The 25,631-nt window shown below is 41.3% G+C and carries 20 protein-coding genes; 9 read left to right on the forward strand and 11 right to left on the reverse strand.

The genetic code is table 11. The annotated features are described in order from the left end of the window. The first annotated feature begins 59 nt into the window (after window positions 1-59). Entirely contained in the window at window positions 60-1,181 is a 1,122-nt protein-coding gene (locus tag SHD_RS06475) for a hypothetical protein (RefSeq protein WP_023266371.1), read from the forward strand. A gap of 9 nt (window positions 1,182-1,190) precedes the next feature. Here SHD_RS06475 and SHD_RS06480 read toward each other — a convergent pair whose 3' ends face one another. The 4 genes from SHD_RS06480 to SHD_RS22025 form a co-directional block, all read right to left on the reverse strand. After that, window positions 1,191-2,363 carry a MerR family transcriptional regulator gene (locus SHD_RS06480; protein WP_023266372.1) on the reverse strand — a complete coding sequence of 391 codons (1,173 nt, stop codon included), beginning with the start codon at window positions 2,361-2,363 and terminating at the stop codon, window positions 1,191-1,193. A gap of 779 nt (window positions 2,364-3,142) precedes the next feature. Next, the gene (locus SHD_RS06485; RefSeq protein WP_023266373.1) at window positions 3,143-4,426 is read right to left on the reverse strand and encodes a phospholipase D-like domain-containing protein; all 1,284 of its coding nucleotides are present in this window, start codon (window positions 4,424-4,426) and stop codon (window positions 3,143-3,145) included. A gap of 271 nt (window positions 4,427-4,697) precedes the next feature. Continuing rightward, entirely contained in the window at window positions 4,698-5,402 is a 705-nt protein-coding gene (locus tag SHD_RS21410; RefSeq protein ID WP_052030977.1) for a hypothetical protein, read from the reverse strand. Between the two features lie 53 nt (window positions 5,403-5,455). Further along, complete coding sequence (locus tag SHD_RS22025; RefSeq protein ID WP_167330618.1) at window positions 5,456-5,593, reverse strand: hypothetical protein; 138 nt, start codon at window positions 5,591-5,593, stop codon at window positions 5,456-5,458. A gap of 485 nt (window positions 5,594-6,078) precedes the next feature. Between SHD_RS22025 and hsdR the strand changes: the two genes are divergently transcribed. From hsdR to SHD_RS06535, 8 genes are all read left to right on the forward strand, one after another. Beyond that, on the forward strand, window positions 6,079-9,495 hold the full coding sequence (gene hsdR / locus SHD_RS06500; RefSeq protein WP_023266376.1) for a type I restriction-modification system endonuclease: 3,417 nt from the start codon (window positions 6,079-6,081) through the stop codon (window positions 9,493-9,495). A gap of 47 nt (window positions 9,496-9,542) precedes the next feature. Continuing rightward, window positions 9,543-11,048 carry a class I SAM-dependent DNA methyltransferase gene (locus SHD_RS06505; protein ID WP_023266377.1) on the forward strand — a complete coding sequence of 502 codons (1,506 nt, stop codon included), beginning with the start codon at window positions 9,543-9,545 and terminating at the stop codon, window positions 11,046-11,048. Further along, window positions 11,045-12,613: a restriction endonuclease subunit S gene (locus SHD_RS21945; RefSeq protein WP_023266378.1), complete on the forward strand. Its 1,569-nt coding sequence runs from the start codon at window positions 11,045-11,047 to the stop codon at window positions 12,611-12,613. Before SHD_RS06505 ends, SHD_RS21945 begins: the two co-directional genes overlap by 4 nt. Further along, on the forward strand, window positions 12,610-14,202 hold the full coding sequence (locus SHD_RS06515; protein ID WP_023266379.1) for an AAA family ATPase: 1,593 nt from the start codon (window positions 12,610-12,612) through the stop codon (window positions 14,200-14,202). The genes SHD_RS21945 and SHD_RS06515 overlap by 4 nt, the downstream gene beginning before the upstream one ends. After that, window positions 14,199-15,071 carry a hypothetical protein gene (locus SHD_RS21420; protein WP_023266380.1) on the forward strand — a complete coding sequence of 291 codons (873 nt, stop codon included), beginning with the start codon at window positions 14,199-14,201 and terminating at the stop codon, window positions 15,069-15,071. Before SHD_RS06515 ends, SHD_RS21420 begins: the two co-directional genes overlap by 4 nt. A 102-nt stretch (window positions 15,072-15,173) precedes the next feature. Beyond that, window positions 15,174-16,043, forward strand: coding sequence for a TIGR02391 family protein (locus SHD_RS06525; protein ID WP_023266381.1), 870 nt, complete (start codon window positions 15,174-15,176; stop codon window positions 16,041-16,043). Window positions 16,044-16,135: 92 nt separating this feature from the next. Then, on the forward strand, window positions 16,136-18,883 hold the full coding sequence (locus SHD_RS22265) for an AAA family ATPase (RefSeq protein WP_023266382.1): 2,748 nt from the start codon (window positions 16,136-16,138) through the stop codon (window positions 18,881-18,883). Further along, a complete protein-coding gene (locus SHD_RS06535; RefSeq protein ID WP_023266383.1) occupies window positions 18,864-20,150 on the forward strand; it encodes an McrC family protein in 1,287 nt (428 codons plus the stop codon). Before SHD_RS22265 ends, SHD_RS06535 begins: the two co-directional genes overlap by 20 nt. A 157-nt stretch (window positions 20,151-20,307) precedes the next feature. Here the strand turns inward: SHD_RS06535 and SHD_RS06540 are convergent, their stop codons facing one another. The 7 genes from SHD_RS06540 to SHD_RS06560 all read right to left on the reverse strand — a co-directional run bounded on the left by SHD_RS06540 (window position 20,308) and on the right by SHD_RS06560 (window position 25,586). Continuing rightward, window positions 20,308-20,757: a hypothetical protein gene (locus SHD_RS06540; protein WP_023266384.1), complete on the reverse strand. Its 450-nt coding sequence runs from the start codon at window positions 20,755-20,757 to the stop codon at window positions 20,308-20,310. Window positions 20,758-20,932: 175 nt separating this feature from the next. After that, complete coding sequence (locus SHD_RS06545) at window positions 20,933-22,366, reverse strand: hypothetical protein (protein WP_052030980.1); 1,434 nt, start codon at window positions 22,364-22,366, stop codon at window positions 20,933-20,935. Window positions 22,367-22,416: 50 nt separating this feature from the next. Beyond that, window positions 22,417-23,118: a hypothetical protein gene (locus tag SHD_RS06550; protein WP_023266386.1), complete on the reverse strand. Its 702-nt coding sequence runs from the start codon at window positions 23,116-23,118 to the stop codon at window positions 22,417-22,419. Next, complete coding sequence (locus SHD_RS06555; protein ID WP_023266387.1) at window positions 23,115-24,011, reverse strand: YagK/YfjJ domain-containing protein; 897 nt, start codon at window positions 24,009-24,011, stop codon at window positions 23,115-23,117. Before SHD_RS06555 ends, SHD_RS06550 begins: the two co-directional genes overlap by 4 nt. A gap of 204 nt (window positions 24,012-24,215) precedes the next feature. Next, window positions 24,216-24,425, reverse strand: a complete 210-nt coding sequence (locus tag SHD_RS22430) for a helix-turn-helix transcriptional regulator (RefSeq protein ID WP_084294849.1) — start codon at window positions 24,423-24,425, stop codon at window positions 24,216-24,218. Beyond that, on the reverse strand, window positions 24,425-24,649 hold the full coding sequence (locus SHD_RS21570; protein ID WP_167330619.1) for a helix-turn-helix transcriptional regulator: 225 nt from the start codon (window positions 24,647-24,649) through the stop codon (window positions 24,425-24,427). The genes SHD_RS22430 and SHD_RS21570 overlap by 1 nt, the downstream gene beginning before the upstream one ends. Window positions 24,650-24,758: 109 nt before the next feature. Beyond that, window positions 24,759-25,586, reverse strand: coding sequence for a hypothetical protein (locus SHD_RS06560; protein ID WP_023266388.1), 828 nt, complete (start codon window positions 25,584-25,586; stop codon window positions 24,759-24,761). Between the last annotated feature and the right edge of the window lie 45 nt (window positions 25,587-25,631).

Below are 25,631 nucleotides of genomic sequence, written 5' to 3' on the forward strand. Positions count from 1 at the left end.
CTTTTCCAATGAAATTAAAACAATTTATTTAATTCACTATTAATGCATAAGAAGTCATCGTGAGCGAATATCAATACTATAAATTCGAGCGTCTAGATGGGTATTTAGACGCTAAAGCACGCGAAGCACTCCGAGCCATTTCAAGCCGTGCCGAGATCAGTGCTACATCCTTTCAGGTGTATTACACCTACAGTGATCTAAAGGCAGAGCCTTTTAAGCTGATGTTAAAATACTTTGATATCGGTTTTTACTATGCCGATTGGGGCTCAATCGATGCCTACATCAAGCTACCAGCAGGAACGATCCCTGAAGCGTTGCTTGGCTTTTCAAGTGACGGGCTTCATGTTCACGAAAACGATGAGTGGCAGTTACTGATTTTTTCCCTTGAGGAGTATGACGAGTATTTTGACGATGAGCATGCTGACGACTTTTTCCAGCATTTAGCCGCTTTACGCAGCGGGTTAATGCAAGGGGATTGGCGCCTTGTGTACTTTATGTGGCTCAAAGCGTTTGATTTTAATGATGACATTGAGCGAGTGCCGTTAATTCAATTCGATTTTGAGCACCTCAGTGAAGAGGAGCAGGCGTTTGCGGCGCTGTATGATATTCCCTTAGCATTGGTTAAGGCACTCGCCATGGCGCTGAACGCACAACCCAGCCATCAAGCCAAACAAACTCAGCTTACGTTTGATGCGTGGCTCCATAATCTCTCTGAAGCAGAGAAAGACACGCTATTACGCACCTTGTTTGAGCAAGGCCAGCTAACCCGTCACCAAGCCTTAGCGCTGACGCGAAAAGAATCTGTCAACACAGACGAGATCTATCAATACTGGTTAACCCCCGAGGTAATTTCCCCTTTTATCGAGCAAGCGCAAAGCCAATTACAGCAAGAGCAAGCCGCAGCTCTCGCAAAAAAATTAGCCATCGAAAAAGCGGAAAAAGAAAAAGCGTTGACGGATATCTACAATCAGCGCGAGTACTACTGGCAGCAATCACAAGAGCAAGCGGATCGAACTTGCGCCAGTGGTTATGATGCGGCATCACGCTATTTGCATCAGCTGTTTGAGGCCTATCAGTTCAAAGCGAATGAAGCGGCGTTTGAACAACGTTTTAAGCGCTTTGTTGTGGCGAATAATAGCCGGAAAGCACTGTTAAATCGTCTCAAAAGTCTACTTTTATAGGGCGTTCCGTTACGCCCCTTTGCGTAGCACAAACATGCGGTACCCAAACTCGCCTAAGTAGCGCTCATAAATCGCAATTTCTCGCTCGATATCTGCGATGGCGTTTGATTTTGGCATGCTTGCTTTCACTTCTGCCACTCGCGCTTTGAGTGGTTGATAGTAATCGTGCCATGCTTGTTCCCTTAAGGTGAAATGATCAATCACTTCAAAGCCTGCTTGGCGCATTTGGCTTAAGCGTTTTTCGATGGTTTGCATATCTGGGTATTCACCTTCCCAGAATGCGACTGCCTCTTGACTTGGGTTATCGGTTAACCAGATCAAATCACTGACGACCATATAGCCACGATTAGTCAGTAGTTTACGCCACTGGGTTAATGCTTGTTCAATACCCATTATGTAAGCTGAGCCTTCTGACCAGATACAATCAAAACTTTCAGGTGTAAAAGGCAGATCCGTCATGCTGGCGCAGCTTAAGGTAACGCGGGTATCTAACCCCTGCTCAGTGAGGCGTTCACCGAGTTCATCCAGCGCACTTTGCTCGTTATCCACTGCCACAATCTCGGCTAGGGTGTGCTTTGCCAATAACCGGGTTGAAAAGCCTTTGCCGCAGCCAATATCAATGATCTTGGAGGGTATTGTTGGCAGCGTTAATAGCGCCTTTAGCGAATCGGCATCACAGCCCGGCCCCCATCGTTCTAGAGTTTGGAATACCGTCATAAAATCGGCCATGTATTGATCGTGTTCGTTCATATCTTTTGATAACCATTTCAAATGCAGGGCTTGTTGTTCATTAAAACCTTGCTGTTTTAACCAATCCAGATAGGCTTCTGGCGCTAATTTATCGGTCTGTTGATGCCAAATACGAAGCGAACCCTGACCCAGCAGGGCGACGAGTAACTCGCGAGCTTGCTGCTTTTGAGCGATATCTTCGTCCAACTGCTGCAAGCGCTTTTCAAGTACCGCGCGCTGCACCTTGCTGTCTAAAAAGGATTTGCATTCTTTAAGTGTTAAGCCGCCCGATTGTAGTTGTTGCAACAAGTGCAACTGCTGAACATCTTTATCGGAATAAAGTCGATAGCCGTTGGTTTGGCGAGAGCCACGTAATAAGCCTTGCTTCTCGTAGTAGAGCAAGGTTGAACGTGATAGCCCGACTTTGTCAGCTAACTCAGAAATGCGATACACAGATAAAACGTCCTTTCCGTTCTTTTTTAATAATGGCGCGGCTGGCTCAAACAGACCTGAACGCTATTGACGATAAACTATGAAGTTATAGACAGGTCAATCATTGTTGGCAAAAAATATTGTTCAGCGGTGATTGGATGATTGGGTGATTGGGTGATTGGGTGGAAGGTTGTATGCCACCTTTAGGTCTTCAGATTGTTACCTTTAAAGTAACTTAGCGTAGACCACTGACCGCTGCATTTCCCCGTTCATTAAAACGCGTGTACGAGGCTGTTCATAATTCTGTGTCAGGCTAATTTCACACCTCTATGCGCATGAAAGTATTGTGGTGTTCTAGTCGAGTATAAAACAACCCCTCAATAGCTTTCTTCTTTGCGAATGCCAGCTCGTTAAACAAGGCGTTGCCATTGTGCAATGGCTTTTGACACTTCCCCCTTGGGCATTTTTGGTGGCATGGGGACGCCTTGAGTCAACACACCTAGCGACTCATCAACCCTGCCACCATTTAAACAACAACTGATAACAGACATCTGCAAACCGATTTGGATGGGGAAAATAAAAAAGCCCTGTATTTACAAGAAAATAATAGGGCTTTTAAGACATTCTTGGACGGGTGGGAAAACTATTCGACGTTCTGGATCTGAATGTCGGATATTTTAATAAAATCAATAAATAACAGATAATTAAGTTTCGTTTTTGTGAGGTTTTCAGGTTTTAGTAACCGATTTAGTAACCACTTTGTCAATGCCTAGTGATTGTTTTTTCCTTTGACGGTGGGGCTATTCAATTATCAAGAATGGATGATCAAGATAGTTCGCTAGATACATTATGTAGTTGCTCGTCGTTGAGGGGAAAAAGTTATTTGCTTGGACTCCAGTTAAGTTTTTTACATATCTGAAGGGTTTTAACAAATTAGATAACAAGATGTTACTGGCTTCTTGCGGCCTTTCGCGAAGCATCACCAAAAGGTCTTCATGTTGTTTTTTGGAGTTCTTACTCCATCCAGGAGTATCTATATTATTGATAATTAGTTCGTTGCCCCCAAACCAGGCATAAAGTCTGATAAGGCCTATATGGTCAGCAAGTTTGATCTCAACTGTCACATTATAGGAAGAGTCTGCTTCGAGATTCCAATTTGCCTCAAATGTCACAATGCAAGAATATCCTAATATAGCTATAGGATTGTGCCATGCTATTGATTTTTCGAAATAAGTTATTCTGCTCTTCACTACTCTTGCCCAACCAATCTTGCCTGTTTTCTTGAGTAAGCACAAATAGCGGTATGTCCGTGCTAAGGTAATTTTTTTATTTTCAACATTCCAAGTAACAAAGCTATTTCTGGTATCGTTAGCAACAAAGCTATTTGTCGCGTTCAAGAAGTCTGTGGGTAGATATTTAACTCTTCCAGAGATAGAACGCTGTGACTTATTTATGTTTTTGATTGAGCTAGCTAGTTTGCTTAATCTTTTATAATACCTCTTTTGGGCAGCAAGCTGTTCAGCTATTGCCAGTTCACGAGCCCGCTCTTTTTTAATGACTTCTTCATCTATTCTGTTAGCTTCAGTTTTAATCTGCTGATACTGTTGCAAGTGTGGCTTAACCTGCTTTTGCATATCTTTGAGCACGTCTAGTGATAGTGGTTTTCGATGTTCTTTCCATTTTGATACTTCGACGCAAACTCTATTGACTGCAGTTTGGTTAGTGAATACCGCAGTAGCCTCAAGGTTTTTTGTTCCTTTTCGTGTCAAATTTTGACTACCTATACTCGCAAACTCATTCGGAACGATTACACACTTTGCATGTAGTGAAGGTAGCGCATAGAGCTCAAACCCACGTTTTTTAAGCGTAATAAGGGTTTGTATGGAAGAACTGAGATTGATGAATAACTCGGCTGAAAATAACGTGTAAATATCGCATTGACCGCTACTCAAAGATGAAGTGACGGTCTCAGCAGTGCTCGAGGTTATATAAGGGGAGTAAATTTCTACAGAGGTTGCTTTTTTTAGCTCATTTTGCCATCTTCTTGTAACATTTCGGAAGAATAGCTCGTAATCCTTTTCCATACTTCAGACTATCCTTAGTGCTAATGAAAAAACCGGGCGATAGTTCACTAAGAAACATGGCCCGGTTGTACCCACCCCTAACCCATATTGCTGAAAGCGGATTCAGTTACTTGGCGCACCTTTCTCCTAGCCAATGGCAAGCTATTCAGCACCGGAAATGTTTAAACACAACTTTCAGCCGATAGAAGCTCAAAGTGGTGCGGTTAAAACCAAAACATTGTAATGGTGTTGTACATCCAACACTTAAGAGACGATAAGCTCGTCTTGGGCTTTATTGGGTTAGGTCATTGTTGCTATTTGGCATAGAGAGGTCAAGCAAATTAATATCTTCAGTAGGAAGCCCTAATTTGAGCAATGCTTGCCTAATTTTGAACGCAAGTATAATACGGTCATTATCATTGTTTTGCTTTTCTGATTGATGTTTAAAGCTAGGAAGTAAACAATAAATTTTTTCAACCATTTCTTGTGGGTTGTTAAATGTAGCGTAGTTTGGTGAGACCCAGTGCGCATCCTCGTTATCTGAAAACCCCATATTTTTAATATCAAGGTGATCTTTTAGGCCTAGTCGTTTCTGGAAGAGCACTACAAATTGGTCACTACTTCTAATAACAATGACACGGCGAATACTTATAGACTTATTACTATCTAGAATTTTGGTTACATGCTTAAGTAGAATCTCGCCTTCAATACGGAAAAAGTAGATTTTATCCTCTGAATCGAATGAGTAAAAAAGGTGCTCCAACTTGCGTTTCAGTAAATGGCCAAACTCTTTAATAAGTCCATTCATTTGTCTTTCTGTTGCTAAAGCCTCACCGTTTCTCCAGCGGGAAACCTGTGCAATCGATTTACCACTTAGACCTGCCTTTACAGCAATATCTGCATTTGTATAACCGTTATCGAGGGCAATGCGGATAATCTGTTTTGTAAACCGGTACTTTTTCTTATCCTGTGTTCCTTCCGAACGCTCCTTGATCATTGATATCTCCTTTAAATCATGCTGGTGGTTATCATGCCACCAGCATGGTTTCACTAATCATCACCTAAGTATGCATCATTGTTTGGATTGTGGGCATCTGCCCAATCGTCCATATTTGCATCATTGTTTGGATTGTTGATATCAGACCAAAGGTCCAATTCATCTGGAGACATATTACTAGTATTTGGCATAGTGTTACCTACTTTTTATTGTCACTTTTATATTGAGAATTATTCGGATTTAACTGGTTTGAACGGTTTTTTTGAACGCTCTGATAGGCTTGGTTTGTACCAGATGTACCTTTGTTACTATTGCTTTGGTTGGCCTTGTGGTTGTTATTCATAGCTTGAACCCTTCTAAGTTATTTGACGTTAATGTCGATGTTAATTGTATGGAATACTGAGGGTTAGCTTGAAGTGATGGGCTTGTGATTGTTTGATGATACTCGGTGATAATGAGTGATATATTCATTAACCTATTCTTCACAACTTGTTTGGGATAGCTCTGGATAGTTAGTTAAACGATTCTACTCAAAAAGCTTTAACCTTAAATTATGTTAGTAGGTCGTGTTTTCAATCATAACCCTCTAACACAATTAGATTTTATGGCCTACTGCAGCAAACCTTGATATCTTCAGCATATGAATGGCAAAAGCAAGTTTTAGAAGGCACTATTGATGGGAAGCAATATTAGTAACTTCGATTTCCTTAAGCATCACGATGAACTGTTATTGCGTCTTGCACAAACAGCTGAATGGTGTTTTATACCGGACCCTAACACCACGCTTTTAAAGATGCGCCAATTGGGTGAGGAGCTAGCAAAAAACATTGCAGCTCGCGTTGGTGTGGCTTGTGGTCAGGGAATAAACCAAGTCGATTTACTTCGTAGCCTTGATTACTCTCTTAAGCTCGAACAGCGTATCAAAGATGCCTTTCATACGATACGAAAACTCGGCAATGCAGCTAATCACGATATCACCTCAAATAGTCACCGTGATGCCTTACAGTCGTTGCAAATAGGTCACGCTTTAAGTATTTGGTATCACCAGCTTTATGGTGGCGATGCGGCGAAAGGCTTTAAGCCTACCCCATTTGTAAAACCTAAAGACCCTTCAGATGACGTTCGGATTCTCGAAGAAAAAATGCTCGAGCTAGAACGTCAACAGCAACGCACTTCCGAACGTCTTGCGGTTGCAGAATCGCTCAAGCGACTCGAACAAGAAAAGATGCAAGCCGAGCTTAAACGTGCAGAGCAAATGCAAGCCGAAAGTAAAATCTGGGAGCAAATTGCCACAGAGCAAGAAGCGAAACTCAATGAATACAAAGCCCAGATGGCTGCCACCAATCTTGAGCTGTATACCGCCTTCCAAGCTAAAGATCACCAAGCACAACAACAAGAAATTAAGCGTGTCGAAAAACTACCTTTTTATTTAGATGAAGCCGAAACCCGCATCATTATAGATAAACAGTTAAATGAAGCTGGTTGGAAAGCTGACACCACAAACTTAAAGTTCTCTAAAGGTGCACGGCCTGTCGAGAATGAAAACAGAGCAATTGCGGAATGGCCCACCAGCTCTGGTCCGGCAGATTATGTCTTGTTTATGGGATTGACTCCCGTTGCAGTCGTTGAAGCTAAAAAAACAGCTAAGAATGTTTATAGCTCAATTGACCAAGCCAAACGTTATGCAAAAGGACTCGAAACAAAGAATGCGTTCACAATAGAAACCTGCTGGAGAGACTTCAAAGTACCACTAACGTTTGCTACGAATGGTCGTCCATACCTTAAGCAGCTAGAACAAGAGAGTGGTATCTGGTTTTTAGATGTTCGCGATAATAGCAACCGACGTAAAGCACTCAAAGGTTGGTATTCACCAACCGAAATCAAATTGCTTTTAAAACAAACGCCAGAGCAAGCAGAGCAAAAGCTTGATGCGATGGCCTTTGATTACGACTTAAAGCTGCGAGACTATCAAGTAAACGCTATTAAAGCGGTCGAGCAAAGTATTAAAGACGGCAAAGATCGTGCGCTGGTTGCAATGGCAACCGGTACAGGTAAAACCAAAACCTGTATAGCGTTGGTTTATCGACTGCTCAAATCTGAGCGGTTTAGGCGGATCTTGTTTTTGGTTGATCGCTCAGCACTTGGTGAACAAGCTACCAATGATTTCAAAGAAGTGCGATTAGAGCATCTGCAAACTTTTGCCGATACTTTTGATTTGATGGGACTAAAAGACATCAAGCCCGAAGACAGTACCAAAGTTCATATCGCCACAGTACAAGGTTTGGTCCAGCGCATTTTATATCCCTCAGATAACGATACAAAACCTGGTGTTGGCCAATACGATTGTATTGTGGTCGATGAATGCCACCGAGGTTATTTACTCGACCGAGAGCTTAGTGATACCGAAATAGTGTTCCGTGACCAAAAAGACTACCAATCAAAATACCGCTCGGTAATTGATTATTTCGACGCTTTTAAAATTGGTCTAACGGCAACTCCTGCGTTACATACGGTTGATATTTTTGGTGAACCAGTATTCAGCTATAGCTATACCGATGCAGTACTTGATGGACATTTAAATGATCATCTGCCGCCTGTACGCATCCATACTAAGCTCGCCGAACAGGGGATTCACTATGAAGTGAATGAAGAAGTGAAGGTATACGATGCCGTAAATAACGATATCAAAATTTATAACACCCCAGATGAGCTAGATTTTGATGTTTCGGAATTTAACCGTAAGGTTATGGCACCAAACTTCACCAAAGTCGTGACGAAATGGCTAATTGAAAGTGATGCGATTAATCCTTACTCAGATGCCAAAACATTGGTTTTTTGTGTCACCGATAAACATGCCGATGAAGTCGTTGAAGCCTTTAAGCAAGCCTGTGAAGACTACCACGGTGAAGTGGAAGACGACGCCATTCAAAAAATTACCGGCGCATCCGACAAACCGCTGGAAAAAATCCGTTTATTTAAAAATGACCGTCTACCCAATATAGCAGTGACGGTTGATCTACTTACCACCGGCATTGACGTGCCCAAAATATGTAATCTGGTATTTTTACGTCGGGTAAACAGCAGGATCCTCTTCGAGCAGATGCTAGGTAGGGCCACGCGCCTATGTCCAGAAATTAGTAAAGGTCCATTTCGGATTTACGATGCCGTCGATATTTATAAACAACTCGAAAACGTCAATACCATGAAGCCTGTAGTGACTAATGTCGACATTAGTTTTACTGATCTAACGGGTGAAATGGCCAACAGCAATAACGAAGAGTTACAGACACTAGCCAAAAACCAATTTATCGCCAAGTTACAAGTAAAAAGACGGTATTTAAGTCCTGAGCAGCAAGAAAAATTTGAAACCATTGCAGGGCAACCACCTGCGCAATTTATCAAAGAGCTTAAAACCATGTCAGCAGAGCAATTAGCAGAATGGTTTATTCATCATCCAGGCTTAGGTGAGTTGCTGGATGAAAAAGTCAAAGGTGGCTCAGGAAGCGATCCACTGTATATCTCTGAGCATGATGACCAAGTCACCCATATCACCACAGGTTACGGTGACGGCCAAAAACCTGAGGACTATTTACGTTCTTTTAATGACTTTGTGAATGCGAACAGTAACCGCTTGCTCGCAATTCAAACAGTCATTCAAGCTCCTTGGGAATTAACCCGACAAAGCTTAAAAGAACTGGCATTAGTGCTTGAACAAAATAAGTTTAGAGAACAAGATCTGCAGGTCGCATGGCATGAGGTTAAAAAAGAAGATATTGCCGCTCGTATCATTGGTTTTATCCGTCAAGCCGCTATTGGTGAAGCATTGATCCCATTTGAGCAGCGAGTTGATAACGCCTTAAATCGCATCCTTGCAAGTCAACAATGGAAAACACCGCAAATTCAATGGTTAAACACTATTGCAAAGCAAATGAAAGCAACAACCATTGTCGATGAAGCCGCATTAGAACAAGGTATTTTTCAACATCAAGGCGGGGTAAAACGGGCCAATAAGCTCTTTGAGCAACCCATAGCGAATGTACTACTGATGTTCAATAAAGCCTTATGGCAAAACGATATCAGTAGGTCTGCATAATATTTTCATTGTAGTTCATTAAAAATGAGCGAAATTTAGGTAATAACATGAGCACTCAAGATCTGGTCGCCAAACTATGGAACCTGTGTAACTTACTCCGTGATGATGGCGTCACCTACCATGAATACATCAATGAGCTGACCTATTTGGTCTTTCTTAAAATGGTAGAAGAGACAGGTAGAGAAGAAAAAAATATTCCTACTGGTTACCGTTGGGCCGACTTGGAGCGTTATGACGCCGCCACTCGCCTAGAAGAGTATAAAAAGTTACTCATTCATTTAGGCTCACATGGCTCTCAAATCACCAATGCTATTTATGCCAACGCCAGCACAGTCATTCGTAAACCGGCCACTTTAAGTAAATTAGTCAGTGAAATTGATAAGCTAGATTGGTACAGCGCCAAAACCGAAGGTTTAGGTGATATGTACGAAGGCTTATTAGAAATCAACGCCGGTGAGAAAAAATCAGGTGCAGGACAGTACTTCACTCCACGAGTATTGATCAATGTTATGGTCGAATTGATGAAGCCAAGTTTGGACGATGTGATTGTGGATCCAACGGCGGGCACTGGCGGCTTTTTAATTGCAGCTCACCACTACATAGCAGAACATAATGACATTCCGTCACTGGATCCAACCGCCTACGACAAATATCAGCATGAAACCTTTTTTGGCATGGAGTTAGTACCAGATACTCGCCGCCTAGCCATGATGAACCTTATGCTGCACGACCTCGCAGTTGATGATGAAAACTCAGGTATTTTATTTGGTGATACGCTTTCTAATGAAGGTAAAGCCTTACCACCAGCAAGTTTAATTTTGGCCAACCCACCGTTTGGTACCAAACAAGGTGGCGGAATCCCCACCCGTGATGACTTAATCACTTACACCAGCAATAAACAATTAGCATTTTTGCACTTAATGTATTTGCGTATGTTAAAGCCTGGTGGCCGTGCCGCCGTGGTATTGCCCGACAATGTGTTGTTCGAAGGCTCTACCGGCCAAACCATTCGTAAAGATTTAATGGAAAAATGCAACCTGCACACCATTTTGCGTCTACCGACCGGTATTTTTTATGCGGCAGGCGTTAAAACCAACGTATTGTTTTTCTCCAAACCCACAGACCCGAAACAAGACAAAGGCCAGACTAAAAATGTCTGGGTCTATGACCTACGCTCGAATATGCCGCAGTTTGGTAAACGCACGGTTTTTACCAAAGCGCATTTTGATGAGTTTTATCAAGCTGTTGACAGCGACTTAACTACTGTGGATGAAGCCGCTCGCCATGCTTTTATCGAACAATACACAAACAATGGCGGTGACCCTACAACCTGCCGCCTACGTTGCTTTAGCCGAGAAGACATCGCCAGAAAAGACGACTCGCTTGATTTAGCTTGGATCCGCGACGATAGCGCAGAAGATAGTGCCAACTTGCCAGACCCTGATGTGCTAATTAACCAAGCTTTGGAGGAAATGGCCGGTGCCATGCTGGAGCTTAAGGCTATTTTGGTAGAGCTGGGGTCAGAGGAAGAAGCGGGCGAGGTGGTGCTGTGAGCGAGTTGCCGAATGGGTGGGCGAAATGCAAACTCAGTGAGTTCAGTGTGATCGAGATGGGGCAATCCCCCAAAGGCGAATTTGTTGGTGACACTCCAATAGGACTGCCATTCTATCAAGGTAAGGCTGAATTCGGTAAATGGTACCCAACCCCCCGAAAGTACTGTAGTCAGCCAACTAAAATAGCTGAAAAAAATGACATTCTTCTGTCAATAAGGGCCCCTGTTGGCCCCACAAATCTATGTCCCGAGAAAAGTTGTATTGGTAGAGGGCTAGCTTCAATAAGAGCATTTGAAGAAAAATCTCAAAAATACCTTATCCATTATTTTAGGTATTTAGAGCCTTGGTTAAGTGAACAAGGGACAGGTTCAACGTTCAAAGCCATAAGTGGTGGATTTATAAGAGACATTGATGTTTTAGTTGCCCCACTAAACGAACAAATTCGCATAGCAGACAAACTGGATTCAATTCTGGCCAAAGTCGACCGCGCCCAAGCGCGCCTAGACAAAATTCCCGGCATCATAAAACGTTTCCGCCAATCCGTCCTCGCCGCCGCCACATCTGGTGAGTTAACTAGAGAATGGCGTGGAAATAAAGATGCAAACTGGGAAACCACAGTTTTTGGCGATTTAATAAAAAACGGGCCTCAGAATGGAATTTATAAGCCTTCGTCTTCATACGGAAGTGGTACAAAGATAATACGTATTGATGGGTTTTATGATGGAAATTTGTCACCTTGGTCAACGATAAAGCGCGTTCAGTTGGATGAGTCGGAGCTTTCTAAATGGAAATTAAATGTTGACGACATTTTGATCAATCGAGTTAATAGCATAGAGTACCTGGGTAAGTGTGGTCATGTCGATGCTCTACCAGAGGATGCAGTATTTGAGAGTAATATAATGAGGGTTGAGCTTGATAAAGCTCGCGCAATCCCTCGATTCATTAAGTATTTTCTTTCCAGCACCACTGGGCTAAGCCAGTTGAGGGCAAATGCAAAACATGCTGTAAATCAAGCAAGTATTAATCAAACAGACGTGAAGTCAGTAGAGATCCAATTACCAAGCATTGAAGAGCAAACAATCATAGTTAATAAGGTTGAGGCGCTCTTTCTTAAAGCTGATTATTTCGAAAAACAATATTCTGACGCTAAAAAACTCATCAATAAATTAGGCCAATCTTCTTTAACTAAGGCTTTCCGAGGGGAATTAGTAGAGCAAAACGATACTGAAGAGCCTGCCAGCCAATTGCTAGCGCGAATTAAACAGCAACAACTTGAAGCTCCAAAGGCAACCAGACAAACTAGAAAATTAGCAGCAAAACTAAGTCCTTCAGTTGATGTGGTTGAAACTGATGTTGAGTTGGCACCGCAAGAAAGTGAAATTCTTGCTCTCTTGAAAAATGCAACTGGCGAGTTATCCGCACAGCAGATTATGGATAAGCTGACCGAGAAAACCTTTGAGCAAGTCGATGCGCTTTTTACCGAGCTTAGACGCTTACTTGATAATAATTCGATTGTAAAAGTTGGATCTGGTGAAGCCTGTACTTTTAAGGCTATTAAAAGATGAAGTTAGATTACCTGATCATTCGCTCCGGCTTTAAAAACATCAGCAATTTGAAAATTGAGTTTGATGAAGGCCAATTGCTAACCGTCTTGGTGGGCCGAAATGGTTCGGGTAAATCCAATATCATCGAAGCGCTGGTCAGAATTTTCCGTGCATTAGATTTGGGCGAGCTTGCACCTTTTAGCTATGAGTTAGTTTACTCGCTTGGTGCGGAAAACCGCATTTGGGTAAAAGTTGATGCCGACCCAGCCTACGGCAACACACCGATATCGCAGCATCAAATCGAAGTCGCGGAAAAGCTTGGCCAACATGACATGCCGATTTGGAACAAAGTATCTCTGGCCAAAGTGCAGCGTGATAAAGCAGGTCAATCCGCATATTTACCGAAACATCTTTTTGCTTATTACTCTGGCCCAAGTGACCGGCTTGAAAGCTTGTTTGTAAAACATCGCACGGATTTTTATTACCAATTGCTTAAAGACAAAGTAAAAATCGAAGATGAAGTCAGACCACTATTTTATGCGAAACCTTATCATAGTCAGTTTGTGTTATTAGCTTTCTTTCTCAGTGGACAAAGTGATGAGGGGAGGAAGTTTCTCGCAGCACAACTCGGTATCAAGCAGTTTCACTCGGCACATTTTGTCTTTAGGAAACCATCATGGGAACGAAGTAAAACCGATGCTTTTTGGGGAGCTTATGGTGTTGTTCGGGAGTTTCTGAATCGCTTACTACCACATACTTTTGGTATGGTTAGAGCAACTAGAGAAGAAACAACCTCTTTAACCGGGAAAGGCAAAAATAATGATTTTGTTCATGTGTATTTACCTGACTTAACTGCGTTAAATTCAACCGCTAAAGGTCTCGGTCCAAAAAACTTCTTTAAGATGCTGGAAAGCACTCTGCTTTCAGAGTTGATTTCCAGTGTACATATTAAAGTTGTACTTAATAATAATGAGATTGTGAGCTTCAGTGAGTTAAGCGAAGGGGAGCAGCAGTTGCTTACTGTGTTTGGCTTAATGCAATTTACCGCTGAATCTGATTCATTATTTTTACTTGATGAACCGGATACCCATCTAAACCCGGCATGGGCGGCAAAATACCACGCTTTCTTAAACCGGTTTATTCCCAATAAAAACCACTGCCATATCGTTATGGTCACCCATCATCCGCTAGCTATTGCTGAACTGAATAAAGAACAAATCCAAGTGTTGCATCGCGACTCAATTGGATTGTCATATGCCGAACAACCAGCTGAAAGCCCGATTGGTATGGGCGTCAACGGCATCTTAACCAGCGACATGTTTGGTATGGCGACAACGCTGGATCAACACACTAGTAAAGTGATTGAAGACCGGCGGAAAATTTTAGAAAAAGATGAGCTGAATGAAGATGATAAGGCAAAACTTCGAAAGCTGAATTCATCGTTGGAACGTTTAGGATATGGATACACTCACCCCGATGAGGATTATAGGCAGTTTCTTATTGAGCGGAAAAAAGCCATGCATGCCATGGAATTGAAATCGATCGACACCACGGAAATACGCATGCAGATTGTTCAGCAAATACTTAAAGAGCGGGGGTATTCTGTTTGAGATTTATTGATCCCGCATTAATTCCTGCGTGCAAACCTCACGATTGGGATGTCAAAAGTGTGCAGTGGTTAGCCAGAGTTGCTGCTGCTCAAGACAAATCCGACGAAATCAAGAAGCTTAAAAATCCCTGGAAAAAGTTCAAGGTGAACTTCGCAAATACCTTTGGTGATAAGTGTTGGTATACAGAAGCTGCTCGCATCGGAACAACCAATGATGTTGATCATTTTCGTCCGAAAAATGCAGTTAAAGACCAATTTGGACGACATGTTGCCCGTACAAATGCTGCAGGTGTTGTCGAGTACGCAAATTATTGGTGGTTGGCTTATGAACCACTGAATTATCGCTATTCATGCATATTTAGCAATAGGGCCAATGGAGATGGAGGAAAACAAGAGTTTTTCCCATTAGAAGATGAGACAACTCGAGCGTGGACCCCTTCTTGTCCTTACATTAGGGAAGATGTCTCATTCCTAGATCCATGTAACAGTAATGATGTTCAGTTAATTGCTTTCGATGTAACAGTGGGCATGGCTGAGCCACGATTTAGCGAACAGCAAGATCCAAAAGCGTTTAGGCGTTTTCAACTAAGCAAGAAATACTACAACCTCAATGAAAAGACAATTGTCGACGCGCGAATGGAAGTGCTCAGCGAGCTAGCCAAAGATCTCAATCTTTTAGAGTTAACTTGGAGTTTTGATCCAGTTATTAAAGCGTCAATGCAGCCTGCATTAGATGCTGCGAAACAGGGAATTGTTAATAAATGCTCGCGCAAAGCTAAATTCTCGGCGGCTGCCGTTGCCCTGGTTAAAACTAAACAAGCAGAGCCTTGGCTTGCCGATGTTTTACCTTTACTAGATCTTTCCCCTTAAGGTCGTTCTGGCTAGGTGTTTGGGAAATGATTGTTTTCCTTTTTGGGGAGGTTAGCGACCACTTTATGGAAATGAATCATTAAATAGGGATGTGAAAATACCATGAAAAATCAGACGCTGAAAATAGCAGACCTCGCTGGCATTGAATATTACGGGACCGCAGGGATAACAACTCGGTGCTTAACTGCACTCACTATGGTTATTCAAGCTGGTGGTGAGATCATCACAAGAGCCTTCTTGCTTTCCGACGTGGATAGTAGTTCCAATTGCGGCACGCATTGCTTGTTATTGTGGCCAGAATCAAGTGACCCCATAGTCATTAAATCAGGTTTTGCTTCTGGTTATCTTGGTGAAGGCCCAAGAGGGCTATCCAGCGCGCTGCAGCTTCTGATTCGCCACAATATCGAAATTAAAGAATACGCAGTCGATGCAAATTTTATCCAAAGAGCCAATAGTTCATGTTTGACACTAGCCGATTTAGCTATGTTCGAAACACTGCAGCCAATAAGACCTGCACGCTATTACGACTACATCCTGCTTAGAGAAGAACAGCGCTTTTACAATGACAATCTAGTCAAAGTGCTCTTTGTTAAAAACATTCCTTTTTCACTCATTGATAACCGCATTATGGATTTAGCCATTGATTTCAGTAATAACCCAGATGCCAATCTAATGACTTGCTATCGCCGTTTAGAAGACATTATCCGAAGAAGAACGGGTTTGGAAGGGGAAAGCGGCTCTAAGTTATTTTCGCAGGCATTCCTTGGCAACAATGCTCCGCTGTACTGGCCTGAGTTACCGGAAGCAGAGGCAAGAGGCCGAGCAGGCCTTTTTACCAGTATTTACATGGCTTATCGCAATAGTCGTGCACACAAAGAAAACGTAACAACGTTAGATGATGCAATAAGAGAGGTTTTACTGATAAACCAATTGTTTATTCTTGAAAATGAAGCCAAAAGCCAAGAGAACTAACATCTAATTGAGTACTGAAGGTTAAATCTGCTCTCACTTAAAGCTTGTGTGGTTAAACGCTTTAGGTTTGAAATAGGGTTACAGAGGAACTAATGGCAAGATATTGCGGTAATCAAAATTCTGCTCCGTTGATAAAAGTTGCACAAGATTTTCAAGCCCAATCTTTAATTGCTGGCAACTCATTGCTGACGAATAAGCCAATCTGGGGGCTGAAAACCATTGATGAACTAGTAAAATATTTCGTTGATAACTTAGATGAAGGTGAAGGCGATTTTTTTTCTAAACTAGAAACTCAGCTAAAACCTGCCTCGGCAGACGCCAAGATATTATTAGCAGAGATGCTTTGGTTTATGTCCCTATGCCCTAGCAATGTTGGACCTTCCTCTAAACGCGATACAGTAGAACGTGTTTTTGCCTTTTCTGGCAAAAACCTAGCTGATACTGTTCCTGTAGATGTTCAAAAAGAATACCTTTCTGATGAGGTGCTAACCGGAATAGGTAAAACGGGGGCGGCATATAACACTGGCCGTTGGCGTGAGTTAGTTTATTTTATTCGCTTATTAACTGAATTGTTTAAATTAAGTGCCAGTGAGCGCTCAACCTTACTTGCCAATCACGAGGCATTTTCAACGTGGTTAGAGCTTATCCCTGAAAACAGCCAACGACAGTTTCGCCACATGCTCTTGTATCTGTTTTATCCTGATTCGCAAGAGCGTATTTTTGGTGGTAGCCATCGCCAGTCACTACTCACTAAATTTGCCAACATCAGCGCTTCACAATTTAAGAAAATGCCTGCTCATGATGTGGACAATCAATTATTAGATATTCGCAGAAAATTTGAGCAAGAATATGGCACTCAAGAACTTGATTACTATGTTGAGCCGCTTAAATCTCGTTGGGATAGAGAGAATGTTTCAACCACTATTGCTGAGCAAAATGCTGAATATGAGAGTAAGGATAAAACTATGGCGTCCAACAATAACAACACTAGTTTAAATCAAATCCTTTATGGTCCTCCTGGTACAGGCAAAACCTACAATACGATTAATCGTGCATTACAAATCGTAGCTCCGGAGTTCTACCGTTCGAATAAAGATAACAGAGTTGAGCTCAAGACACATTTCGATGATCTAGTTGCTAAGAACCGTATTGGTTTTGTCACCTTCCACCAGAGCTTTAGTTATGAAGATTTCGTCGAAGGGCTTAGAGCCAATAGTGATGAAGCAGGTCAGGTTAGTTATGATCTTGAGGATGGTATTTTCAAACGTATGTGTGCAGCTGCAAATGCTAAACCTATAATGGCTAAATCTCAACGTCGAGTTGATGTTTCTGGACGCAAGGTTTGGAAGATGTCGCTAGGCGATACTCTCGGTGATGATGCATATATTTATCAACAATGTATTGAAAATAATTATGTGCTGTTGGGTTACGGTTATAACGTTGATTTTAGTACTTCAAAAGACAGGAAAGGCGTGATTGATGCCTATAAATTCAACGGTATTGAGATAGAAAAAGAGAGTAACGACTACAGAGTAACATCGGTTCAAAACTTTAAAAATGTAATGTCTATCGGCGACTTAATCGTTATTTCTGATGGTAATCGAAAATTTAGAGCGATTGCCGAAGTGACTGGTGATTATCAATATGATCCTACGGCCATTGAGGATGATAGTTACTCGCAGATGCGTAAAGTTATTTGGCACCGCATATACGAACCTTCTTTACCTGTAGATGAGTTGTTTAATAAGAACTTATCGCAGATGACGTTGTATCGTTTACGAGAGCCCGTATTAGATGTAGTAAAGCTTCAAGATATGCTTCTTGGTGAACAGACTAAAGATGGAACTTTACCGAGTGTCGCTGTAGGCACTCAAATTTCATCATATATGGTTGAGTCCATATCTGATGAAATTATCGGTTTGAGAAAGCCAAATGGCGCTTTATTACCTATGCCGAGGATTATTATCGATCAACTAGTTTCTTTAGTGAAACTCAATCTAATATCAGTTGATGATATACGTTCAAAGAGAGTGTTTGAGCGTATTATTGATTCGGACATGGAGAAGTTCATTATAAATGGTTATCCCAATGTCTTGGCTCCCTTAGTCGAATCGATTCATCATTATGGTCTAGATACAAAGGCACTAACCTCTTCCGATAATCGGGTCTTGATTATCGACGAAATTAATCGCGGCAATATATCAAATATTTTTGGAGAGTTGATAACACTTATCGAGCCAAGTAAGCGTACCGGTGGTTCAGAGTCATTGTCGGTTAAATTGCCGTATTCTAAAGAGTCATTCTCCGTCCCTTCTAACCTTTACATTATTGGAACAATGAACACCGCTGATAAGTCCTTAGCTCAAGTAGATATTGCACTTCGTCGTCGTTTTGAATTTGTTGAGATGATGCCTAAGCATGAGTTGCTTGAAGGAATTGATATTGAAGGGATCAACATCGCTAAGTTACTCGAAGTCATAAATCAACGTATTGAACTAATTTATGACCGAGAGCATACCATCGGCCACAGTTTCTTTTTACCCTTGAAGTCAGAACCAACCATTGAACGCTTAGCACGTATATTTGAGCTAGAAATATTGCCTTTACTTGAGGAATATTTCTTTGAAGATTGGGAGCGGGTGGGGCAAGTGCTTGGTGATCAGTTTAAGAGCACCAATCCAGAGTTAAAGTTTATAGAAGAAAAGTATACAGATGCTTCAGTATTGAAGCTGATGGGCAGTGACTGGTCACAAGATAGTATTCGGCCATATAAACGCAATATGGCAGCATTAACTAACCCAGAAGCATACATAGGTATTTATGAATCGCCTCAAGGTTAACGATGTCATCGTTAGGGAGTTTGCTCTTTTAACTAATGAAGGCAACAACCGAAGCATAGATTGTCACTCAATACCCAAGTCTGCGTTTGAGTGGCTGCTTGCTAATGGGGTGAGTAGTGGTGAAAAGCAGCGGGAGCTAGTTAAGGTTAAACGCTACGGGAAATCAATCGCATTGCAGGTGGTGAACTTTGTTGGTGTGCTTGAGACGCCATGTAGAACCCGTATTGAGATTTTACCTAAAACGACTACAAATGAGTGTGAGCCCGAAATGGCTCGCAAAATTTTGCTTAAAATGCTGGCTAGCGTAGATAAACTTAAGTTAGAGGAGTTTCAACAGTCACATTTACAGTTACTAAAGCAACCTCTCTATGAGGTGTTGATTGCATACTTTCTCAAGTCTGTCGCTAAGCTGGTAAAGCAAGGTATAAGAAGTGAGTACCAGCGCGTAGAAAGCGAGTCCTCATTTCTAAAAGGCCAGTTACTGGTAGCTAAACAACTAAGACAGCGACCTGGTCGTCAGCATTACTTTCAAGTTTCTCACGATGTGTATCACGCTAATCGGGCAGAAAACCGCTTATTGCATTCATCATTAAAGCAAGTGTTTAAGTGGGCTAGAACGAGTGCTAACCAGCGTCTAGCAAGGGAATTATTATTCATATTTAGTGACACTGAAGAGTCTGCAGATTTTGCTCATGACTTTAGGCTTTGGACAGATAACAGAAGCCTTGCTCATTATCGACCGCTTAAACCATGGTGCGAGCTTATTTTGAGCTATCAATCACCAGTTGCGATGGTTGGAAATCATGGTGGGTTATCTTTCTTATTTCCGATGGAAAAACTATTTGAGCGCTATGTAGCTAAGCAACTATCTGCGCAACTGCCACCAGCATTAAAATTGAAGGAACAGGTCTCGAGTAAAAGTCTAACCCATCACAATGGCCAGGACTGGTTTAGGCTAAAACCGGATATAGTGGTTTATGATAAATCGCGTGTGGTCACAGTGATGGATATCAAGTGGAAGTTGCTTGATGCTTCACTTGACACCACAAAGGATAAATACAACTTGAGTCAGTCAGATTTGTACCAGTTGTTTACTTATGGTGAGAAATACCTAGAAGGTCATGGTGAGTTATATCTGATTTACCCTAAGCATGCTAGTTTTACTGAGCCTTTAGGGCACTTTGAGTTCAAACCAGGTTTGATACTACATGTTGTGCCTTATGATCTTGAATCTGATGAAGGCCTTACTAATCTAGAGGTTTCGTAATAGCTAAAGTTAAGACGGTATTAGTTAAGTTTGCGTATTACTTAATCGCTTTAATTGTCATTTTTAATCAGTTTGCTATCTCTATACTATCTAATATTGCACAATTCCAGTTAGAAGGCTTAGGTTTATATCTAAGCCTTTTAGTACTTTTATTCTATTACATGCTGTTATAACGTTCGGATAACTGAAAAATGTTTTCAGATAGAGAAAAAGAAATTAATTGGTGTTTTATAACCTCAACAGAAAAGCTGCCATCTCCTCTTAAGTGAGAGATTGTATTGTCTAAAATATCAGCAGCCATTCCATTTTTGACTTCAAGTTCGTTGGCTAGTTCTGTTAATTCATCTATTAATTGTTCAAACAACTCTTCATCGATGTACAAAGATGGCTTTTGAGAATCAGGTAAACTGCAGGAAAGTAATTTCTGTCTAATCGTTTTCGAAGACAATTGACGGGATTTATTTATATAACTGATGATATCAAATAGAAATGAAGCTGCTTGAGGATGCTCTGATCTCAGCTCAACGGCAACATCAAATAGTTCGATGCTGTTAACTTCAAGCAACTTACACATTTCTTGGTTATTTATTGCGATGCTACATTCCATAATGTTTTCTCTTGTTAAATTGGTAGATTGATTTCTGGGAGCGAATTGTTCCAATACTCAGTTCAATAATTGTTACTTGTTTATCAGACCTAGTAAAAACCTCTTAAACTTGTTTAATTTATTTTTTTTTGCCACGCGCGCGCGGTGTTTCACCACGTTCAGTTTTTAAAATACGCTAACATATCCACTGGCTAAATGCTTTCTCTCGCTCGGTCTCTGCTTCTGCCACTTTTGAAGTAGCTGGTTCCGGATTGGCCAAAAACATGAAGCAGTATGTATCTGACCTATCAGGGGATTTAATATTGTGCTTTTCTCGCATTTCCTTTTTGGCGCATACAACCCATTGCCCTAGCTCGTTGAGGTGAACAGGTAAGCGGGATATCTGGCTTTTAGTTAGCTCAGAGCTATCAATCTTCATACGGCCGGTCTTTATCGCATCGCGCATCATGATGTGACTATAAGCTCGCTGATTGACGAAACGGCTTTTTGCTTCATTGTTAAAAACAGGCTTCCCCCAGCGGATTTCTTGAACGTTTAAACCGAGCTCTACGGCAATTTTAACAGTTGAGAAGCCAACTCCGTCACCATCAATTAATACACTGACATTTTGGCTCTCATAGGGCTCTAAGTGCCTTTTTATTTCGTAGGCAAAGTCTATAGGATCTATGTCAGCACGCATTTCAATAATACTATGCGAGACCACCTGCCGAGTATTTGGTGAGTCTAGAGACACTTTGCATATGTTGATAACAGATTTGTCCCTGCCGTTACCTACGTCACATGCAGCCACCCATCCCCAATTACCATCGACAAGTAAAGGGTGGTTTCTTGAGGAACGTTCACAATCAGTCCTGCTAAGTAGGTAGCCGTCCATATTATCTGGAAACTGACCTAGTACTTTAACTTGATATTCAGGTGAGTCTTCGCCTCCATAAGAAATCAGTTTCTCACCGATAAACTCGGGTGTTACAAGAGGTGATTCCTCAGAATTTAAAGTAATAGCTGTCCAGATACCGCTAGGGTTGTCGATTGTTTTAGCTAACCTATGGTGGGTATCGTAAAAAAATCCTGCTGTACGTGTAGGTTGGCTTAATAAGCACATATTGTTATTTGCTTCTGTTAATGCGGAGCTTAACACGTTGAGAGCTTTGTCCGATAAACCACTCGCCTCATCGACGACCACTAGATAAGTATGACAATGCTCACCAGCTAAAGCCTCTTCATTACCTTGACGAGCTGATTTAGCAATACAACTCCATATTCCCTTGTAACCAATGGCGTAAAACTCTCGTTCATTCAGTTCAAAGTAGTTTTCTATCCATGGCAAGTTTCGACAGAGTGTTTTGAAGTTGATTTTAAGGTACTTCCATATGACATTACGCACTTGAGCTGCGTTGTTGGCAACCACTACAACTCTGCTTTCAGGATTAAGGATTATAAATGCTAGGATAATAATGCTCGTCATATCACTCTTGCCAGTACCATGCCCGCTTGATACAGATACCCTTGCACCTTGTACTTGAATGGCCGAGATAATTTGTCTTTGTTGCCAAGTTGGGCTTTTTCCTGCTAATACAGAAGCAAAGCCTACCCAGTCGTCTTGGAACATGGCTAAGAGCTCTATGTAGTGAGCATCGGACAATATAGTTTTTGGCTTTTTCAATTGTTATTCTCGACATGTTCAGAGTTAGCAAAAAGCTGCTGATTGATTCTTTGTTTCTCTATCGATACCGATTGCTCGCGTTGCTTTATCTGCTCTTTTTCTATGGCAATAGAGGCTTTGTAGTCTTCGAGTTTTGCAAGTATGTCCTCACGACTTAGGTTGTCATGTTCGGCATTAATTTGTTGCATGGCTAGCTCTTTGGAAAGCATCTGCTGAACGTAATCAGGCAATTGACCTAGCTGGTGGATCTCAAATTGAAATGCCACATCGCTTGGAGAGCAATTACCTATGTAAAGCTGTTTGAGCCAACGTGTTCGAGATCTATTAGTCTTTTCATGATCTGGTAAAGGCTTTGTTAATTTTGATTCCAGCAGCTTTTGAATTTGTGGAATGATTTTTACGCTTCTATCGACGCAAGATAGCCCGACGTTAAGAGCAGTAGTCTCTTCCCCTTCTGCAATTAAGCTATTGATAACTCTCTTGCCTATTGTGGTGATATTGCAGAGTTGGCCTTTTAAAATACCTAACTCAAACCCAAGATCATTATCAAGAAGTGCATCAACAATCGAGGGTGGAATTTCAACTGAATATCCACCATGGATCATTGCTGCTTTATTGTTCTCGATGAACTTAGATCGTCTTGTTGCAGGATCTAGAATGTAATTTTTATCATGAGCTGCGGTTCGGATTTTTTTCATACCTCCTCCGAAAAGTTAATAATGTCAGTCATAAAACCCGATTCAAGATCAAGCAGATGATTTAAGCCGCTTGTTCTGGAAAAAATACACTCTTTGAGTTGCTGGGTTAGAGTTGAAGTAAGAAACCAGCCATATTTTGAAGACTTTTTTGCTATAGAATTGGGATTAGTTTTTCGGGCCATCTTAAATACCTGTTTACGCCTGTTCTTCTCGAAGGTAATGCTTGGGTCCACCAGCATTAAATCTGTTTCAGGTTCAAAGTTTTTGATGGGTGTTAACTTGTTCTTTAAAAAGCCCTGGGCTCTGCCGTTGAGCTCTTTTGTGTGCTCTTTTGCTAAATAACTCGAACGATATATCGCCTCTTTTAGTGATGACTTATCCCCTCTTAATACAATGCAGAAAGGGTTATCAACGAATGAGACCGTTCCCTTCGAATGCTGTTCCCACATAGATTTAGCTAGCGATAGTAACTTTTCAGAGTGATTAATCTTATGACCACTCAACATAAGTTCTACATGATAGTGTTCAACCTCAGAGGTGTTCTGCTCTCTGGCACAGTGGTACAAGACCTTGCAGTCGTAATGCTTAGTTAGCAAGTGTGTTAGCTTTTTTAGATATTGATTAATAAGTTGGTTATCAGCTGAGCATTGACCAGGATGCAGATCTATACGACACACTAGAACTCGACTGTAAAAGCTAAGCATTACTTCGTAATCAGAAATGATGGCATTGACGATACTTTTCTTGAATCCTTTAAGTTTGGGTTTATAAACATGATATGCATGATTTTTGTATGCAAATAAAAGTGAGTTATGTTCATTGATACAAAAAGCTTGTTTAAGCCGCTTTACTTTAGGTTTTTTGGATAAACGTTGATAGATTTTATTGGTCATTGTAACGGTCTTTTGTTTGACTTTTAGTTCGTAAGGCGGCGATATATTCTTTAATATCCGCCTCACTTAGCTACTTTTCCTGGCACTAGTTACACTGTTCGTCTGAGGTTGAAGGCTTTTCAGGGTGTTATTCTCTGTATTGTTATTGCTTCAAAGTGTGTCAGCCGCATTGATAAAAAAGCAGGTCCAAACCTGCTATTTCATTCATCTGTGTGATAGCCATTCATGAAGATCTTTAAAGCACCAGCATGAACGTCCATTTTGGATTAAGGTAGGTTGTGGGAATTGCCCGGACTTAATTCTTCGTCCTAAAGTTGACCGACTGATGCCGAGCAACCGCTGGATTTCAGGTTTTTTGACTATTCGATACTCATCAATGAATAGCGCTAAGTGATCGTCGTTTGGGTTTTGCATCAACACTTTCCTCCGCCATTGACCGTTTGACGAGAGGCGACCCACTCAGTTAGCTCTGATAAGAGCCAGCCTACAGAAGTACTCTGTGGATAGAGCTGCCTGCGTTTGGGGAAAAGACCTCTGCGCTCAAGTGACCATGCAGTGGTACGTGAAATTGAGGTGATTGATTTACGTTCCGCTTCACGAACGATACGGTCTGTAGATGGTTTATTTAATGAGTTCATGCTCACTCCCGTTCAATGTTGTTCGGGAGTGATTATGGCTAATGATGTATTCTTAAAAAGTGCTTCTACATAGTTGAGGGGGGTATTTCTTTTTGTAAGATATTGATATTCAGCAAATATATTTTTTTATTGTTGATGTGGTAAACTTAGTTTGGATTAACTCTTTTAATCTTTCTGTACTAACTTTACTCATGCCCTTTGATTTGGAAAAATCATAACCTTTAAGGTACTTATTGATAAATTTGGATGAAGGGAAGCGCTCTGGAAATACTATTAGTGCAGGAAGGTCTAGATTATTACCTTTTTTTGAAAAATCTTTGATTGTATTGAAAATACTATCAACAAGTGCGGACTTGGTGACCTTTCCGTCAATATCACCCATCATTACAAAGTCTGCCATAGCGGTAATCAAATTTTGAACTGGAATGGTTCTGGTTGCAGTTTTCTTACCACCGGCTTGAGGGATTAACACTTTTTGAATAAATCCTGAATTTGCGTGCCGTTCAGTGGGGGTTTTCATGTCATGAGCACCAGCAAAATACCCAGTCAATATTGCCGTTTCTATGATGTTATAGAATAGATTCCATTTGAAATCCTTCCCTTCATTGGGATTGAGGGATAACTGCAATTCCTTTAGTTGTCTTCCTATGGTATTCAAATGGTCTTTCAGGATAGAAATCTCAGTCTGATAAGAAACATCATTTATAACAACAGATTCTGGGCTGCCATTTCTAAGGCATTTTGGTATTCGACCTTCTAAAACCCTCAATAATTCAAGTCCTTTATAATTAGCAACATGTAATCGGTAAAGTGCATTACTTTCGCCAACAGGCATTGGTATACCTAACGCATGCAATTTATAAGGGAGCATTTCTGGTAGTAGCATTCTTTTTATGTCATCAATTTGTGACAATATCTCGCTTTTAGGAAGATTCATATTTATTGAAACCTGAATTGTTGATTTTGCTCTTATAGGAAGTAC

The organism is Shewanella decolorationis S12 (assembly GCF_000485795.1).
Lineage (GTDB): Bacteria > Pseudomonadota > Gammaproteobacteria > Enterobacterales > Shewanellaceae > Shewanella > Shewanella decolorationis.

Coding starts and splice junctions, on each gene's coding strand:
- SHD_RS06540 (WP_023266384.1), bottom strand. CDS start 20,757: ATGGAATGTAGCATCGCAATAAATAACCAAGAAATGTGTAAGTTGCTT.
- SHD_RS06535 (WP_023266383.1), top strand. CDS start 18,864: ATGAATCGCCTCAAGGTTAACGATGTCATCGTTAGGGAGTTTGCTCTT.
- SHD_RS06505 (WP_023266377.1), top strand. CDS start 9,543: ATGAGCACTCAAGATCTGGTCGCCAAACTATGGAACCTGTGTAACTTA.
- SHD_RS06555 (WP_023266387.1), bottom strand. CDS start 24,011: ATGACCAATAAAATCTATCAACGTTTATCCAAAAAACCTAAAGTAAAG.
- SHD_RS22265 (WP_023266382.1), top strand. CDS start 16,136: ATGGCAAGATATTGCGGTAATCAAAATTCTGCTCCGTTGATAAAAGTT.
- SHD_RS22025 (WP_167330618.1), bottom strand. CDS start 5,593: ATGCCAAATACTAGTAATATGTCTCCAGATGAATTGGACCTTTGGTCT.
- SHD_RS06545 (WP_052030980.1), bottom strand. CDS start 22,366: ATGTTCCAAGACGACTGGGTAGGCTTTGCTTCTGTATTAGCAGGAAAA.
- SHD_RS06525 (WP_023266381.1), top strand. CDS start 15,174: ATGAAAAATCAGACGCTGAAAATAGCAGACCTCGCTGGCATTGAATAT.
- hsdR (WP_023266376.1), top strand. CDS start 6,079: ATGGGAAGCAATATTAGTAACTTCGATTTCCTTAAGCATCACGATGAA.
- SHD_RS06485 (WP_023266373.1), bottom strand. CDS start 4,426: ATGGAAAAGGATTACGAGCTATTCTTCCGAAATGTTACAAGAAGATGG.
- SHD_RS22430 (WP_084294849.1), bottom strand. CDS start 24,425: ATGCAAAACCCAAACGACGATCACTTAGCGCTATTCATTGATGAGTAT.
- SHD_RS21570 (WP_167330619.1), bottom strand. CDS start 24,649: ATGAACTCATTAAATAAACCATCTACAGACCGTATCGTTCGTGAAGCG.
- SHD_RS06550 (WP_023266386.1), bottom strand. CDS start 23,118: ATGAAAAAAATCCGAACCGCAGCTCATGATAAAAATTACATTCTAGAT.
- SHD_RS21410 (WP_052030977.1), bottom strand. CDS start 5,402: ATGATCAAGGAGCGTTCGGAAGGAACACAGGATAAGAAAAAGTACCGG.
- SHD_RS06560 (WP_023266388.1), bottom strand. CDS start 25,586: ATGAATCTTCCTAAAAGCGAGATATTGTCACAAATTGATGACATAAAA.
- SHD_RS06515 (WP_023266379.1), top strand. CDS start 12,610: ATGAAGTTAGATTACCTGATCATTCGCTCCGGCTTTAAAAACATCAGC.